At 52.3% G+C, this 16,106-nt stretch carries 15 protein-coding genes; 14 read left to right on the forward strand and 1 reads right to left on the reverse strand.

Annotated features, from left to right (window positions below):
- The first annotated feature begins 776 nt into the window (after window positions 1-776).
- The 9 genes from FD28_RS02320 to FD28_RS02360 all read left to right on the forward strand — a co-directional run bounded on the left by FD28_RS02320 (window position 777) and on the right by FD28_RS02360 (window position 8,530).
- Complete coding sequence (locus FD28_RS02320) at window positions 777-1,658, forward strand: metallophosphoesterase family protein (protein WP_057732288.1); 882 nt, start codon at window positions 777-779, stop codon at window positions 1,656-1,658.
- Window positions 1,659-1,968: 310 nt separating this feature from the next.
- Complete coding sequence (gene rsmG / locus FD28_RS02325) at window positions 1,969-2,697, forward strand: 16S rRNA (guanine(527)-N(7))-methyltransferase RsmG (protein WP_057732185.1); 729 nt, start codon at window positions 1,969-1,971, stop codon at window positions 2,695-2,697.
- Between the two features lie 19 nt (window positions 2,698-2,716).
- The gene (gene noc / locus FD28_RS02330; protein ID WP_057732187.1) at window positions 2,717-3,547 is read left to right on the forward strand and encodes a nucleoid occlusion protein; all 831 of its coding nucleotides are present in this window, start codon (window positions 2,717-2,719) and stop codon (window positions 3,545-3,547) included.
- Between the two features lie 14 nt (window positions 3,548-3,561).
- Window positions 3,562-4,329, forward strand: coding sequence for a ParA family protein (locus tag FD28_RS02335; protein ID WP_057732189.1), 768 nt, complete (start codon window positions 3,562-3,564; stop codon window positions 4,327-4,329).
- Window positions 4,319-5,203 (forward strand): ParB/RepB/Spo0J family partition protein, encoded by an 885-nt coding sequence (locus tag FD28_RS02340; RefSeq protein ID WP_057732191.1) that lies wholly within the window; start codon window positions 4,319-4,321, stop codon window positions 5,201-5,203. Before FD28_RS02335 ends, FD28_RS02340 begins: the two co-directional genes overlap by 11 nt.
- Before the next feature lie 17 nt (window positions 5,204-5,220).
- On the forward strand, window positions 5,221-5,427 hold the full coding sequence (locus tag FD28_RS02345) for a DUF951 domain-containing protein (RefSeq protein WP_057732193.1): 207 nt from the start codon (window positions 5,221-5,223) through the stop codon (window positions 5,425-5,427).
- A 5-nt stretch (window positions 5,428-5,432) separates the two neighbouring features.
- Entirely contained in the window at window positions 5,433-6,533 is a 1,101-nt protein-coding gene (gene ychF / locus FD28_RS02350) for a redox-regulated ATPase YchF (protein WP_057732195.1), read from the forward strand.
- Between the two features lie 16 nt (window positions 6,534-6,549).
- Window positions 6,550-7,275 carry a DUF1129 domain-containing protein gene (locus FD28_RS02355; protein ID WP_057732197.1) on the forward strand — a complete coding sequence of 242 codons (726 nt, stop codon included), beginning with the start codon at window positions 6,550-6,552 and terminating at the stop codon, window positions 7,273-7,275.
- 670 nt (window positions 7,276-7,945) lie between these two features.
- Window positions 7,946-8,530, forward strand: coding sequence for a hypothetical protein (locus FD28_RS02360; protein ID WP_057732199.1), 585 nt, complete (start codon window positions 7,946-7,948; stop codon window positions 8,528-8,530).
- Window positions 8,531-8,594: 64 nt separating this feature from the next.
- Here FD28_RS02360 and FD28_RS13165 read toward each other — a convergent pair whose 3' ends face one another.
- The gene (locus FD28_RS13165) at window positions 8,595-8,861 is read right to left on the reverse strand and encodes a hypothetical protein (RefSeq protein ID WP_157059814.1); all 267 of its coding nucleotides are present in this window, start codon (window positions 8,859-8,861) and stop codon (window positions 8,595-8,597) included.
- A gap of 23 nt (window positions 8,862-8,884) precedes the next feature.
- Here FD28_RS13165 and FD28_RS02365 point away from each other — a divergent pair, with 23 nt between their 5' ends.
- The 5 genes from FD28_RS02365 to FD28_RS02390 all read left to right on the forward strand — a co-directional run bounded on the left by FD28_RS02365 (window position 8,885) and on the right by FD28_RS02390 (window position 16,051).
- Window positions 8,885-10,531, forward strand: coding sequence for a hypothetical protein (locus FD28_RS02365; protein ID WP_057732200.1), 1,647 nt, complete (start codon window positions 8,885-8,887; stop codon window positions 10,529-10,531).
- 214 nt (window positions 10,532-10,745) lie between these two features.
- Entirely contained in the window at window positions 10,746-11,885 is a 1,140-nt protein-coding gene (gene guaB, locus FD28_RS02370) for an IMP dehydrogenase (protein ID WP_057732202.1), read from the forward strand.
- Between the two features lie 800 nt (window positions 11,886-12,685).
- Window positions 12,686-13,375: a response regulator transcription factor CroR gene (croR, locus tag FD28_RS02380; RefSeq protein ID WP_057732206.1), complete on the forward strand. Its 690-nt coding sequence runs from the start codon at window positions 12,686-12,688 to the stop codon at window positions 13,373-13,375.
- A gap of 115 nt (window positions 13,376-13,490) precedes the next feature.
- A complete protein-coding gene (locus FD28_RS02385) occupies window positions 13,491-14,660 on the forward strand; it encodes a sensor histidine kinase (protein ID WP_057732208.1) in 1,170 nt (389 codons plus the stop codon).
- A gap of 65 nt (window positions 14,661-14,725) precedes the next feature.
- Window positions 14,726-16,051 (forward strand): serine hydrolase, encoded by a 1,326-nt coding sequence (locus FD28_RS02390; protein ID WP_235806833.1) that lies wholly within the window; start codon window positions 14,726-14,728, stop codon window positions 16,049-16,051.
- Window positions 16,052-16,106: the final 55 nt, after the last annotated feature.

Consider the following 16,106-nt stretch of genomic DNA (forward strand, 5'->3'; position numbering starts at 1 on the left):
CTCAGGCCTTTCGTGATAAGGGCTGAGGGCTATTTTCGTACTTTCAACCTTTAGTTGTTGGATGTTACGTTGTGGATAGAAACGGACTGGTGGTTGACACATAGCCGCAGGAGGCCAGGAATGAAGGCAGCCGTGAGCGTGAAGTTAGCTGGTGTTTTTGGCCAGCTTACTTCACTGGACGTACTTGAAGACGCATGTTTTTTTGCGGCTTCAAGTCGAGGTGAAAGACCGCCCTTTGGCTTTCGCCGGTCCTCACAGCAGCCGGAATTTCTGGCAGCCGGAGGCGATCGGATGAGAGGCACCCAACGTTGAAATTCTTTACACAAACAAGAAGGGTTCCATACAAAAACGATACATCCGCTTGGTATCATGGCATTAAATCAAGGGGAAGAGGATGGTCGTATGTCCACGACCGATGTAGAGACACTGATCATACTGATTGTGACTTGGTTGCCGATGTTATGGTTTTCCCGACCACCTAAACGTCATGACTAGCGGGCGGTTTGTTCGTCAGCCAGTAGAGATTGCGTAGCGAATTCTGTGAAGTTCGTTGCGCTTTTTTTGACCACTTTCCTAATCATTTTGTGGTGAGGTGATTCAGGGCCTTCGCAAGATTGTGCAGGGTTTGCGGAAACTTTACACGATGTTGACACGGACCATACCGATTATTTACAAAACTTCGCTATGCTAGAGGTAACTTAGGGATAGTCGATCATCATTGTCATCGGGGATGGTTGCCGATGGTCGCATTTTATTTTGGGGGGAGTAACGGGGCCATGAACAAATTCACTATCGTGCACTTATCGGATCCGCAACTAACCGCGGCCACCGTCGAACCGCAGTATCATCAACAATTACCGCCGATTGAGAAGCTCCAACGGATTTTTGACGATGTCGTCGCCCACCAAATCCAACCGGATCTGATCGTCATCGGCGGCGATCTGGTCCAAGGGGGGACACAACAAGACTATGCGCAATTGCGCACTTACTTAAATGCGCAGGCCGAACAACTACAGGCCCCGATTCAGGTGATCCTCGGCGATCAGGACGATCGGGAAGCCTTTAATGCGGGGTACTTAGCACAGCCGCACCAACCCTACTATGCCTATAAGCAGATGTACCAGAATATGGATTTCTACTTCCTTGATTCCAAGTGGGAGACCAATAAAGAGGCGGGGTGGCTGGAGCGTGAACAGCTGGATTGGTTGAACAAGAACCTCCACATTGCGCCTCGCCGGCGGGCCTTTATTTTCCTCCATCATCCACTGGATGCGCCGGCACTGCGCACGATGCGTTACGCCCTACTCCAGAATAATCGCGAATTGTTAGCCATCTTACACGGGCACAATATTGGCGGCATCTTCACGGGGCATCTTCATTTCGGCGCGAGTTACTTAGTGGATAATACGATTCCGGTGACCGCCGTTGGGTCCGCGACCACGTACATTAATTGTCAGGATCCCCATTACCACGAGGTGCACGATGCCATTAACTACAATGTCATCACGATTCAGCGGGGGATGGCCAGTGTGACGAGCCACCCCTTATATCTGGGGCAGTCGGTGATCGACACCATTACGGTGACCAATACGGGTTTTGCCAAACACCGTCCGCGCCTGACCGGTCCGCGGCGAGTGGTTAACGACCCGTTCATGTAGCCAGCCAGATACGCCCACCATCAGGAGGTCGTCTGCGCGGTGACCGCTCGATTTTAGACCAGCAACCCAAACTTTTCAGGAGGGGGGATTCCCAGCGAGACAGCGGGAATCTCCCCTCCCATTATTTTCCCAGTGATAGGCGTTTCATGTGAACCGAATTTTCGGTATAATAGGAAACGACGTGATAACGAGACGTCCACTGTCCGTCAGTTTCAACTGGCTGGTCGGTTGCGTTTCGTAAGTAAGTAAGGTAAAGTATAATCAAACGTGAAACAATTGTGTTTCACAGAAGTGAACTGGGAGATAGTGTATGAATCCAGAAGAGTTTCGTGCCGCGCTAGCCACGCAAGGCATTGAATTAACCGCAACACAGGAACAACAATTTGCAACGTATTTTGAGTTCTTAGTTGCGACCAACGAGCACGTTAATTTAACCACGATTACCGCGGAGCCAGATGTCTACCTGAAGCATTTTTATGACTCACTGACGCCGGCTTTTTATGTGCCCGCGCTGCGAACGGAACCCCTGACCGTCTGTGATGTCGGTGCCGGTGCCGGTTTTCCGTCATTACCGTTGAAGATTTTATTTCCACAGCTGCAGATCAGCATTGTTGATTCACTGAATAAGCGGATCACCTTCTTAAATGAACTGGCGGCTAAGCTCAACCTGACCGGGGTGGCCTTCCACCACGCGCGGGCCGAAGAGTTTGGCGGCAAGCGCGCTGCGAACCGTGAGGGCTATGACTTGGTCTTAGCTCGGGCCGTTGCACGGATGTCCGTGCTCAGCGAACTGTGCCTGCCACTGACTAAGGTGGGCGGCCAGTTCGTGGCCTTGAAGGCGGCGGCTACGGCCGATGAGCTGGCAGTTAGTCAGACGGCCATCACCACATTGGGTGGCCAGCTGAGCGCCGATCATGCGTTTGAACTGCCAGTCAGTCACGATCAACGCCACATCGTGGTCATTGATAAGGTGAAGCACACACCTAAGCGTTACCCCCGTAAAGCGGGAACGCCAAACAAAGAACCGTTAGAAGATTAATGGGATGGGGGTAAGATAATTGCCATTTTCATTATTTGGAAATAATCGGGAGAAGGCGACACAGCCCACGCATCCCGTGAAACAAAACGTGGTGATGATTCCGGTTGCGCAGATCATTCCCAACCGGTTCCAACCGCGACAACGGTTTGATCCCACGGCCATTAGCGAGTTGGCCCAGACGATCGAGGAACACGGCTTACTACAGCCCATTGTTTTACGGCAGTATGAGCCCGATCATTACGAAATCATTGCTGGTGAGCGGCGTTTCCGGGCAGTCAACAGTCTCAAATGGGCGGAAGTTCCCGCCATCGTTGAAGAAATGAACGATGATGAGACGGCGTCCATGGCGCTGATTGAAAACCTTCAACGTGAGGAGTTATCCGCCATTGAAGAGGCCCACGCCTATCAGCAATTGATGGAACTGAATCACATGACCCAGGCGCAACTTGCCGAGGGGATTGGGAAGAGTCAGGGCTTCGTGGCCAATAAGCTGCGGCTGCTCAAGCTGGCGGAACCCGTGCGCAATGCCATTTTGAATCGGCAGATTACCGAACGGCATGGGCGCGCGCTCCTGGCCTTGCCCGTGGCCGATCAACCCGCGATGCTAAAACAGATTGCGGCGGGTCAGCTGACGGTCAAGGAGACCGAGGCGTTGATTGCTAAACACAAGCAACCCAAGCGGCGCCGGCAGGTCACGAAACACGGTGTCTCCGGTGATACCCGAGTGGCGGTCAACACGATTCGCCAGTCGGTTAAGATGGTCACCGATGCCGGGTTACCGTTGACCACCAAGGAAGAAGAAACTGCAGACAGTTACCGCATCATCATTGACATTCCCAAAGAAAGCTAGAGGTGGAACGACATATGGGCTATATCATCGCATTAGCCAATCAAAAGGGTGGCGTGGGTAAGACCACGACTGGGGTTAACCTCGGTGCTGCTTTGGCATCCGCCGGCCAGAAGGTTTTGCTGGTCGATACCGATGCCCAAGGCAACGCTACCAGCGGGGTCGGCATTCAAAAGGCCACCATTGAACGCGAAGTTTACGATGTTTTGGTTAACGAAACACCGATTGACGACGCGATTTTGCATACTGAACATCCAGGGTTGGATATCGTTCCCGCAACCATCCAGCTTTCTGGTGCCGAAATCGAGCTCACGCCCATGATGGCGCGGGAAACGCGGCTCAAAGACGCGTTGGATGAGATTCGGGATCAGTATGATTATATCTTGATCGATTGTCCACCTTCGTTGGGGCTGTTGACCATCAACGCGTTTACCGCAGCCAACTCGATCCTGATTCCCGTGCAGAGTGAATACTATGCGCTGGAAGGGTTGACGCAGTTGCTGAACACGGTTAAATTGGTGCAAAAGCACTTTAACCGCGACCTGAAGATCGAAGGGGTCTTGTTAACCCTGTACGATGCGCGGACCAATCTGGGCAAGCAGGTCAACGAAGAAGTGAAGAAGTATTTCCAAAACAAGGTCTACGCCACCATCATTCCTCGGAATGTCCAATTGGCGGAGGCACCCAGTCATGGGATGCCGATTATTGATTACGCACCGAAGTCCAAAGGTGCTGAGGTGTACACTGAACTCGCAAAGGAAGTGCTAGCTGCCCATGGCAAGTAAGAAAGAGAAAAGTTTAGGGCGCGGGATCGACGCGCTGTTTGCCGAAAACGGCGTGGATGCCGGCGAAGAAACGGTCGTTGATTTAACCTTAACCGACATTCGCCCCAACCCGTACCAACCGCGGCAGAAGTTCGATCATAAGGGATTAAACGACTTAGCGGCTTCCATCGAAAAGACGGGGGTCTTCCAGCCGATTATTGTGCGTCAACCGGATAAGCGGGCCAACCGTTACGAGATTCTTGCGGGTGAGCGGCGTTTCCGGGCTTCCAAATTAGCTGGTAAGGAGACGATTCCCGCGATTGTTAGAGACGTTACTGAAGAACAGATGATGGAGATCGCCGTGTTGGAAAACCTCCAGCGTGAAGATCTGACGCCACTTGAAGAGGCCGAAGCCTACGATACCTTGATGACCAAGCTCACCTTGACGCAGGCCCAAGTCTCCGAACGACTGGGCAAGAGTCGGCCTTACATTGCCAACTACCTGCGTTTGCTGGGGCTGCCCAAGGCCGTCAAAGACATGCTGCAAAAAAATGAGCTGTCTATGGGCCAGGCGCGGACGTTGCTGTCCTTAAAGGACAAGACCAAGTTGGTGGCTTTAGCCAAGAAGGCCGTAGCCGACGGGATGACCGTCCGCACGCTGGAAGCCGAGGTCAGCAAGCTCAATGGTGCCGCTAAGAAGTTGGCCAAGAAGCCAGCCAAGAAGAAGTCACCGTTCCTACGGTCGACGGAAAACCAGCTCCAAGAACGTTTTGGCACGCAAGTTTCCATCAACGAGGGCAATGGCGAGGATCATCAAGGCCGTATCGAGATTGAATACCTCTCCAATGACGATTTGAACCGCATCTTAGACCTGTTGAACATCCACACGGATTAAGCAAGGGAGGCCAAAGTATGTACGATTTAGGTGATTTGGTGGAAATGAAGAAGGCCCATCCTTGTGGTGCGAACCGCTGGGAGATTACCCGGATGGGTGCCGATATCAAGATCAAGTGTACGAATTGTGGCCACGTTGTGATGTTGTCACGGCGCGAGTTTGAAAAGAAATTAAAAAAGGTATTGGTTCGTAAGGCCGATACCGATAATGGAAAGAGTGAATAATTGCTATGTCATTAACTGCAGGGATCGTTGGCCTGCCGAACGTCGGGAAGTCAACTTTATTTAACGCGATTACCAAGGCGGGCGCCGAAATGGCGAACTACCCATTTGCTACGATCGACCCAAACGTGGGGATGGTGGAAGTGCCAGATAGCCGTCTCGACCGGATTCAGGAACTGATTCCAGCTAAGAAGGTTGTCCCAACCACGTTTGAATTTACGGATATTGCCGGGATTGTTAAAGGTGCCAGCAAGGGTGAAGGTCTGGGGAACAAGTTCCTGGAAAACATCCGTCAGGTTGACGCCATTGTCCACGTTGTGCGGGCATTTGACGACGACAACATCACCCACGTTTCCGGTAAGATTGACCCAATCGATGACATCGAAACCATCAACTTGGAACTCGGTCTGTCCGACCTGGAAGCCGTTAACAAGCGGTTGACCAAGGTTGAACGTGCGGCCAAGGGAAGCGACAAGGAAGCCAAGGAAGAACTCGAAGTCTTAACCAAGATTAAGCCCGTTCTCGAAGCCGGTGGTGCTGTACGGACCATTGACTTTGACGAAGACGAGGCCAAGGTGGTTAAGGGCTTATTCTTACTGACCTCCAAGCCAGTCCTGTACGTGGCCAACATTGCCGAAGATGACATGGCCGATCCCGAAAACTCCAAGTACTTCAAGAGCATTCAGGATTACGCTGCTAAGGAAGGCGCCGAAGCTATTGCCGTGGCCGCCGAAGCCGAAGAAGAAATTGCCGAGTTGGATGACGACGAAAAGCAAGACTTCCTCGAAGCCGAAGGTGTGGAAGAACCTGGGTTAAACCGGTTGATCCGGGCCTCATACCATTTGTTAGGGTTACAAACGTTCTTCACGGCTGGTGGTAAGGAAACGCGTGCCTGGACCTTTAAGACGGGCACCAAGGCGCCACAAGCTGCCGGGATTATTCACTCTGACTTCGAACGTGGGTTTATTCGGGCCGAAGTGATGGCATTTGACGCATTAGACCAATACGAATCCGAAGCTGCTGTTAAGGAAGCTGGTAAGCTACGGGTCGAAGGTAAAGATTACGTGATGGAAGACGGCGACATCGTCGAATTCCGGTTCAACGTTTAGAAGGGAACAGAATTAGATGAGTGATAACAAGCAAACTCCGCGTAATGCGGGCGTTCATCAGAAGCGTAACAATGTCGCTGTGAATGAACGGGCAGCGTTTGACAACATTGGGTTGACCAAGCGTAACGCCGAATACATGTACCGCTTCAACAAGGAACTGGAAAAGACCAAGTTGACGCCGGAAAAGAAGGCCCAGGCCGTGCAAGACATGGTCAACGAGTTGGTTGAGGGTCAGAAGAGTGGGAAGACCGGGAAGAACACTTATGGTGGGATTGAAGCCCGCGTCAAGGAAGTCGTTGAGGGGCCAACCAAGCCCGACAACGAACTGTTTGGGCGTAACTATTGGCCAAACATGTTGTACAACGCCTTAACGTTCTTCATGATCTTTAACCTGATGTTTGGGTTGATGTACCTCTTCTCACCAAAGCTGATGACGACCAGTCGTCCCGTTGGGATCACGGCCATCACGGTGAGTGCCCTGATTGCTGGGTTCATCCTGCCAATCATGCCACGGTTATTCAGTCCTAAGATCAAGCACAAGCTCAACGGCTTTGTCCGTGCCTTGATCGTCCTGCTGGGATTCCTGGTCTGGATGGCGCTGTTCTACTTGGCACAAATGCTGCCAGGTGTCGTCAACCCAATCCTGATGCCATGGCCAAGTATCATTCTTGGTTTGGTTTCCATCGCAGTGATGTTCTGGATGCGGCGGACCTACAAGATCAACGGTGGGTTCTTCGGCTAGAACCTGGGTTGCTTTGCGACTGATATAGAAATTAAATTGAATCATGTGGGCCACGGTTGGCCGTTACTGAGAAGTAGCGGTTTGACCGTGGCTTTTTTGTTCTTAAAGGTAGTCATTGTCGATGCTGTAGTAACATTGTGGAAAACTGCCGCCTTGCCGTTCACCAAATTTGGGCTGGAACGCTGTGGGGAGGACGGTCAGAGCCTGAGGAGCGGTCTCTGACCGCGCTTTGAACCGACAGCCCACGTTTCAAAGTCGCCATTTTCCAAGAGAGTCACTTGGAAAATCCCACGGCTGAGCCCAAATTTGGCTCACTCTCGGCTACGTAAGCTATTGGCAATGACGTAGGCTAAAGGTGCAACACTGACAACCCAGCGGGTCATATTAATATGGTGGTCAACAGCTATCGTAACCGGAGGAGACCACAGCAGCCGGAATCTCTGGCAGCCGCAGGTGGTGATGATCTAGCGGTGTCATCATTGACTGAGAGCGTCATTGTGACCAGATAAGTTCGGCGGGGCACATCGCCAATCCCGCTGATTTTATTTCGGGATAAACTGGGTGATTTTTATGGCTTGTCGTGTATCACGCGGGGATCTATGATGTCACCAAGTAGTTGAGCCGGTCATGGACTTGACGAAAAATTTCATTTTCGTGGGGAGGATTTTTTATGAAAAAAATCTTTGGGTATGTATTGGGATTAGTTGCTGCCCTCTTTGCTGCTGGGGCGATTGCAACGACCGCTAATGCCGATGGGAGCAATGCCGATGCTGCAAGTGGCAGTAGTAACGCCGCTAGCGGCGCAATTGCACCAGCCATGGGGGCCAGTGATGCTGGGGGCGCGGCGGCGATTAGTGCCGCAGATAGTAGCAGCATTGCCCAACCAGCCAAGAAACCGGCCAAGAAGCTCGCCAAAAAGCCAGCGAAGAAGCGCGTCATGAAGAAGGTCGCTAAGAAGCGGATCAAGAAGGCTAAGAAGTTAGCGGCCGCTAAGAAGATGCGTGGCCGATACCACTACCGTAAGGATAGCCGCGAGATCTTCTTCCAGAAGGGCAAGAAGGGCGACGAAGTAGAACTCTTCAACCGCGAAGGCAAGGAAGTCAAGAAGTTTAAGGTTCGCAAGAATGGCCGGTTTGAGATCAAGCTGACGAAGAAGCAAGCCGAAAAGCTGGACAAGGGCGGCAAGTACTTCCGTTTTGACGTTCAACAAAAGGGCTACAAAGCTTACGAGATTCGCTACCACATTTACAAATAGAATGTGCTTACTGTTCAGCTTCAACGGGGATGGGTAAACTGAACCTACCAGCCAGAGATATCGGTTAGTGGGAGTTGATCACCGATAGGCGGCGCATAGCCAGATCAGACATGCCAACCAGGTAGTGGCTGAGATGTGCCGCTTGGCGGGGGATCATTTCGGTCCGGTGAGCCAGGTTTAAGCAGGACGCCGGATTACTCTGATCTGTTGGTGAACAGTAAGCCCCCAGCGAGTTACCCGGTAAGGCGAAATCATCCACCAACACGAATAGTCGGTAAGAAGAGACGTGGGCAACCACGTCTTTTCTTATCCACTCAGATTGATTGTTCACCGAATTAATGAGGAGGGGTCACCATGTTGAAGCGAATCCATTTAAAGCTACGCAGCCCGGACTTTCAGGCGTTGGGGTTGTTAGCCATTGTCGGGGCATTTATCATGACGTTTTGCTCCTACACGTCACCGGCATTTTACTTTGACACGTCGCCGGATAACAACGCCTTCTTCACGGTGGGCAAGGCCATGATGCACGGCATCGTCCCCTATAAGGATATCTTCGAACAGAAGGGGCCCGACGTTTACTTGCTTCATGGATTGGCTTACTTGGTGTCGTCTCGGAGTTTTCTGCTGATCTTTTTGTACGAAATTGCCACGGTGACGGCCGCCATGTTTTTGGTCTATAAACTGGCCAAGCTCTTAAACGCCAGCGAGTTGCCAGCGTTACTAACTGCATTATTGTCACCACTACTGTTCCTTTACCATCCCTACTACGATTACGGGGATACGGTGGAATTCTTTACCTTGCCATTATTACTATCTTTGATTTATCTGATGGTGCTGCTGGATCGACGCCACTTCAACGTGAGCCACTGGTGGTACTTCGCCCAGGGAGCCTTAGTCGGGATCGTTTTTCTTTCAAAATACACGTTGTTGGGCGCCTGGATCGTCTTCTACCTGCTGGTCGTGGGGCGGCTACTGGTTAAGCGGCAGTGGCGGCAACTGGGCCGGGTCATTGGCTGGAGTGCCGCGGGCTTTCTCTTGACGACCGTCCCCTGGCTGATCTACTTTCTGGCCACGGGGTCGCTACATGCCTTCATTAATGTCTACATTCTCTTTAACACCAAGGTCTATCTGACCTCGTCCGTGGCGGCGTTTGCCAACCTGGTTCAATCGGTCACGCTGGTCTCGCAGTTCTATTGGGGAAACGTCCTGTTCTTTGCCCTGGGGGTAGTGGGGACACTAGTCGTGATTTTCCAACGCGAGGTCTTCCAGAGTAATTTCAGTCGCGGCCTCTATTTGGCAAGCGCGCTGGGGTGCGATCTGTTGGCGTTGTACGGTTATCAGGCGGGGTCGGTCTACCAGTACTATCAGCTGATTTACTTTGGCTTCTTCGTTTTGCCGTTTGTTTATTTCTGCCAGCTCTTCTTCCGCCACGTCACGCTGCCACAGGACGAGGCGCCATTTCCCATTCTGGCCACGCTGCTTTTGAGCTTGTTCTTGGTGCTGGGCGTCAACAATAACGTGACCAATTCAAAAGTTTTTCCCAATAACACCTCGATCACCGAAAGACAGACGACTAAGCCGCAACAACCCGCCCAGATTGACTTTGGCCGGATCATGCGGCGGCAAACACCAGCGGGTACGCGACTGACGCTGTTAAACTACGGGTCAATCGATATGGGCTTCTACACGGCCTCGGGCGCGGTACCCAACACGTATTTCTTCCAGAACTACAACATTCCCCAGAGTGCGGCGCCGCAGATTCTCCAGTCGCAGCGAGACGTGATTCAGCAGCGGCAGGTGGAATGGGTCGTCCTCAACACGCCGGCTGGTAAGACCGTTAAGCAGTGGCAGGGGGGCAGTGGCAAGATTACCAGCGGCAACCTGAATCCGGGCACCAGCAAGCTCGCACGGGTCCTCAACCGCCATTACCGGCAGGTGGCTCAGCATACGCAGGTCTTTGAGGGTGTTAATGTGACGTATTGGCTGTATCAGCGGAAGTAACGTGACTGACGCTTCAAAATGGCTGGCAAACCGGCTTCGTGACGCCTGAAACTAGTGGTTTAATCGCTCACTAATTTACTGGATGGACACAATTAAACAATGATAGTTCGGTGAGAGTCCTTGACCTGAGTGGCCTAGACTGGTAAATTTAGAAACAATATCTCCCAGGATTCCTAGCCGAGCCTGAGACTAAATAAGAGGAGCGAAATCAACTATGTCTAATTGGGACACGAAGTTTGCTAAAGAAGGAATCACGTTTGATGATGTTTTACTAATACCGGCCGAAAGCCACGTTTTACCGAATGAAGTCGATTTGAGTGTCCAATTGGCACCGAATTTAAAGTTGAACGTTCCCTTTCTGAGTGCTTCGATGGATACGGTCACCGAGACCAAGATGGCAACGACCATGGCCCGCAATGGTGGGCTGGGCGTCATCCACAAGAACATGGCCGCTGCTGACCAAGCACAGATGGTGGCTGACGTTAAAGCCATCGAAAACGATGCTAGCCAGTTTCCTAACGCCGCCGTTGACGACAACAACCACTTGTTGGTTGCCGCAGCGGTTGGGGTGACTTCCGATACCTTTGACCGGGCCGGTGCCTTACTGAAGGCCGGTGCCGACGCCATCATCATTGATACGGCGCACGGTCACTCTGCTGGTGTTTTACGGAAGGTTGCCGAGATTCGCCAACAATTCCCAGACGCTACGCTGATTGCCGGCAATGTGGCCACTGGTGAAGGCACCCGGGCCTTGTTTGAGGCCGGTGTCGATGTCGTCAAAGTTGGGATTGGCCCTGGCTCCATCTGCACGACGCGGGTGGTTGCCGGTGTCGGTGTTCCCCAGATCACGGCCATTTACGACGCGGCTAACGTTGCGCGTGAATTTGGCAAGCCGATCATCGCTGATGGCGGAATCAAGTACTCCGGTGACATCGTGAAGGCCTTAGCCGCCGGTGGTAACGCCGTGATGTTTGGTTCCATGCTGTCCGGGACTGACGAAGCGCCTGGCGACATCATCGAAGATAACGGTAAGAAATACAAGACTTACCGGGGGATGGGGAGTTTGGCTTCCATGTCCCACGGCTCCGCTGACCGCTACTTCCAAGGCGGCGTCAACGAAGCCAACAAGTTGGTGCCAGAAGGAATTGAAGCCCGTGTGGAATACAAGGGTAGCGTTAACGATATCCTCTTCCAAATGGTCGGGGGCCTGCGTTCCGGCATGGGTTACACCGGGAGCGCCAACGTGCAAAGCCTGATTGATAACGCTCAGTTTGTGCGGATTTCGAATGCGGGGTTGATCGAATCTCACCCTCATGATGTGCAGATCACGAAGGCTGCACCTAATTACAAATAATGTGTTTTGAGGACTGATTGCCGGTGGGCGATCGGTCCTTTTCGTTTCTAATGGTTAGACTTGCTGAACTATTGCCAATCAATATGTGGAAGCATGCCGCCTTACCGTTCGCCAAATTTGGGCTGGAACGCTGTGGGCAGGACGGTCAGAGCCTGAGAAGCGGTCTCTGACCTCGCTTTGAACCGACAGCCCACGTTTCAAAGTCGCCATTTTCCAAGAGAGTCACTTTGAAAATCCCACGGCTGAGCCCAAATTTGGCTCACTCACGGCTACACAGAAGGTTGCCAATTATAAGGGGGATCAACACTGACATTTCAGCGATGTTACCGACAATAAGGTGGTTAACAACTTCCGTAACCGAAGGAGGCCAGAGATGGAGGCAGCCGTGACAACGGTGTTAGCCGATGTTTTTCGGCTTACAGCGTGGGACGTGTTTGGAGACCGGCGATTTGTGCCGGGCTTCAAACCGAGACGGAGGACCGCTTCTCAGGCCGCAGGCGGTCCCCACAGCAGCCGGAATCTCTGGCAGCCGCAGGTGAGTGCGCAGACCCAATTTAGAGTTTCAGAATTTTGTGAGCTGAAAACTATCCTACTTCTTCCACACCCTTTTTCAGGTTAACCTTCGGGTTGGCGGTGGCGTGCCAAATAGTGTAAAATTAAGGAATGGTTAAGTGCCTTACGCCCGGCTAAAGGTTCGGGCTTTCCGGTCGCTTCGCGCAGGTTATTTGTTAGAATGGACGTAAAGCCACGGGGCAGGATCGCTAGTGAATTACCCTAGCAGAAAAAGGAGAACAACCCATATGAAAATTTTAGTTGTCGATGACGATAAAGAAATTGCACAATTACTCGAAATTTATATTAAAAATGAGGGTTACGAACCCCTCACTGCTTATGATGGCAAGGAAGCGTTGACCAAGCTCCACACCACGCCAGACATCGCTCTGATGATCTTAGACATCATGATGCCCGAAATGAGTGGGATTGAAGTCATGAAGGAAGTCCGGAAAGACTCTCAGATTCCGATCTTAATTCTGTCAGCCAAGACCGGTGACATGGATAAGATTCAGGGGTTGATTTCCGGTGCCGATGATTATGTCACCAAGCCGTTTAACCCCTTAGAAGTTATGGCCCGGGTCAAGTCTCTGTTACGGCGGAGCCAAGACCAAGTGACCGACGACAGTCCTGACATCCTGGACATTGGGACGTTAACCATTAACAAGGATTCCCACGAAGTGAAGACGATTGCCGGCAAGACGGTGTCCCTGACGGCCTTAGAGTTCGGGATTCTCTACCTATTGGCGAGTCACCCCAACCGGGTCTTCTCCGCGGATGAGATCTTCGAGCGGGTTTGGCGTCAGGAAAGTATTGTGTCGGCCAAGACCGTCATGGTCCACGTGAGTCACTTGCGGGATAAGATTGAAGACGCCACCAACGGTGAAAAGGTCATTCAGACCGTTTGGGGTGTCGGGTACAAGATCGAATCTCACTAAGATGAACCGCGGGGATTGGGCTGGGTCAAACGATACCGACCCATTTTGACCGTCAAACGTCCCCATAGGAGTAGGAGCACAACATGAAACAAATAAATCATTGGGAGGCTCAGCCATGAAGTTAACCACGCGCGAGAAGAGTGCGCTGTTCATGGAAGGGGTCGTCACGGTCATTCTCCTGTTAATGCTGAACCTGGCATTGCTGGTGCTGATCGTACAAGCTATTGAGAGTAATCCGGGTTTGCGGGACGGGATCTTTATCATTAAACGATCCGTGGTCCTGGGGCCCAACCACTTTCAGATCTGGAGCTGGGAGAACCTGTTCATTGGCCTGATGCTGGTGGCCGATGCGCTGGTCGTCTGGTGGCGGTTGATTCGGCGTTACCGGCAAATGCAGCTGCGGCATATCATTGACGAGCTTCATTACATTGCCAACGGCCACTTTGATCACCGGATTCCGTTTCGGGTCAGTGGCGACGTCCAACGCGTTGTGGATTCCGTCAATGCCCTGGTGGATTCCGTCATCAACTCGATGGATGAGGAACGGGCGATTGAGAAGTCCAAGGATGAGCTGATTACCAACGTGAGTCACGATATTCGAACGCCGCTGACGTCGATTATTGGCTATCTGGGACTGATTGAGGATCAGCAGTATCACAGTGAGGATGACCTCCTCAAGTACACGCATACCGCATTTTTGAAGTCTAAACAGATGAAATCCTTGGTGGATGACCTCTTCGAGTACACCAAGGTCCGGCAGACGGATACGCCGCTGAGCCTGACCAGTATTAATCTGGCCGCCATGCTGGAGCAGTTGGGTGCCAGCTTTGAGCTAGAAGCCCAGAAGAAGGGCATGACGATTGGCGCGGTGAACTCGTCAGAGACCATGATGATGGAGGCCGACCCCGAGAAATTGGTGCGGGTCTTCAACAACCTGGTCTCAAACGCCTTGAAGTATGGTGACGGTGGCAAGCACATTAACCTGGTGGCCAAGCAACTGAGCCCCAAGGAACTGGAAGTGCGGGTCACCAACGATGGGCCAAAGATCCCTAAGGAATCCCTGAACATGATCTTTGAGCGGTTCTACCGCGTCGAGGAGTCGCGTTCCAAGGAAACCGGTGGTACCGGGTTGGGCCTGGCGATTGCGCAGAGCATCGTGGCCCTGCACGGCGGCTACATTTACGTGGAGTCGGACGATGCCTTAACCAGCTTCGTGATTCACTTGCCGGTCAAGCACGACCAGCCCCTTGAAATTCCCCAGCGGTTAAAGACGCCGGGACAGTAATGGTGTAAGTTAGAATTGAATTGGCCAGTTTTGGCCGTACATAAGACAGAGGAGTTTTGATTTTAATGATGAAACGTTTACGACAAATGGTGATTGGCCTGGTGACGGCGGTAACGCTGGTCACGGGTGGGATCAGTAGTTTAAGCGCACCGGTGACGGCGCAAGCGGCCACGAACACGAACAGTACCACGGTTAACCTGAAGGCTAAGGCCGGGATCGCGGTCGACGCCAAGACGGGCCAGATTCTCTACAGTAAGAATGCCGACCAGACTTTGGAAGTCGCCTCGATGACCAAGCTCTTGTCGATCTACATGGTGCTGGACGCCATTCATTCGGGCAAGTTGAAGTGGGATCAGAAGATTACCGTCAACAAGGATATTGCCAAGGTCGCCCAGAACACGAACCTGTCAAACGTGCCACTGCGGGCGGGTCACCAGTACACGGTGAAGTCGCTGTATCAGGCGTCCCTGATCTACTCGGCTAACGGTGCCGTGGAAGCCTTGGGGAGTGCCGTTGCCGGGTCCCCACATGCGTTTGTCACCCAGATGAAGGCCCAGGCCAAGAAATTGGGCATGACGGACGTTAAGATTTACAACGCCTGTGGGCTGACCAACAAACAGGTGGGCAAGCTGGGTTACAGCAACGTCAAGGGTTCCGCAGAAAACGAATGGTCCGCGGCCGATCAAGCCAAGCTGGCCGTAGCATTGTTGAACAAGTACCCCGAAGTGTTACAGACCACGCGGGTGAAGAAGATGTGGTTTGAAAAGGGCACCAACGACGCAACCAAGATGGACAACTGGAACTGGATGCTAAAGGGTTTATCCGCTTCCTACGCGAAGTTGGACGTGGATGGTTTGAAGACGGGGACGTCGGATGCAGCCGGCGCCAACTTTACTGGGACGGCCAACAACAATGGTAACCGGATTGTGACGGTCGTCTTGCACGCGGCACACAAGTCCGAGACCGACCCATCCCGTTTCCAACAAACGCAGAAGATGATGTCTTACGTCTACAACAACTTTAAGACGGTGAGCTATCAGGCCGGGGATCGGGTGACGGGTGCCAAGTCCGTGACCACCCATGATGCCAAAGCTAAGACGGCTAACACCGCACTGGGTCAGGACGTTAAGCTCTGGATTCGGAATGATCAGGTTGCCAGCAACATTTCGGCTAAGACGCAGTTGAAGTCAAAATACAGCCACAAGGGCGACTTGGAAGCACCCGTGACCAAGAACGCCACGGTGGGGACGGCCAATATTTCATTGAAGGGTGATCAATTGGGCTTCTTGGGTAACACCAAGACGACCAAGGTTCCCCTGAAGGTGACTCAGACCGTTGAGAAAGCCAATGTCTTTGTCCGGATGTGGCGTTCAATCGTTGCATTATTCTAATCAAATAGTTTTCGCAAAATCGCTTGCCAGTGGGTGAGCGATTTTTTTGCGAGCA

The organism is Levilactobacillus hammesii DSM 16381 (assembly GCF_001434395.1).
GTDB classification, from domain to species: Bacteria; Bacillota; Bacilli; order Lactobacillales; family Lactobacillaceae; genus Levilactobacillus; species Levilactobacillus hammesii.

Coding starts and splice junctions, on each gene's coding strand:
- FD28_RS02365 (WP_057732200.1), top strand. CDS start 8,885: ATGTTGAAGCGAATCCATTTAAAGCTACGCAGCCCGGACTTTCAGGCG.
- ychF (WP_057732195.1), top strand. CDS start 5,433: ATGTCATTAACTGCAGGGATCGTTGGCCTGCCGAACGTCGGGAAGTCA.
- FD28_RS02390 (WP_235806833.1), top strand. CDS start 14,726: ATGATGAAACGTTTACGACAAATGGTGATTGGCCTGGTGACGGCGGTA.
- rsmG (WP_057732185.1), top strand. CDS start 1,969: ATGAATCCAGAAGAGTTTCGTGCCGCGCTAGCCACGCAAGGCATTGAA.
- FD28_RS02385 (WP_057732208.1), top strand. CDS start 13,491: ATGAAGTTAACCACGCGCGAGAAGAGTGCGCTGTTCATGGAAGGGGTC.
- guaB (WP_057732202.1), top strand. CDS start 10,746: ATGTCTAATTGGGACACGAAGTTTGCTAAAGAAGGAATCACGTTTGAT.
- FD28_RS02345 (WP_057732193.1), top strand. CDS start 5,221: ATGTACGATTTAGGTGATTTGGTGGAAATGAAGAAGGCCCATCCTTGT.
- croR (WP_057732206.1), top strand. CDS start 12,686: ATGAAAATTTTAGTTGTCGATGACGATAAAGAAATTGCACAATTACTC.
- FD28_RS02340 (WP_057732191.1), top strand. CDS start 4,319: ATGGCAAGTAAGAAAGAGAAAAGTTTAGGGCGCGGGATCGACGCGCTG.
- FD28_RS02320 (WP_057732288.1), top strand. CDS start 777: ATGAACAAATTCACTATCGTGCACTTATCGGATCCGCAACTAACCGCG.
- FD28_RS02335 (WP_057732189.1), top strand. CDS start 3,562: ATGGGCTATATCATCGCATTAGCCAATCAAAAGGGTGGCGTGGGTAAG.
- FD28_RS02360 (WP_057732199.1), top strand. CDS start 7,946: ATGAAAAAAATCTTTGGGTATGTATTGGGATTAGTTGCTGCCCTCTTT.
- FD28_RS02355 (WP_057732197.1), top strand. CDS start 6,550: ATGAGTGATAACAAGCAAACTCCGCGTAATGCGGGCGTTCATCAGAAG.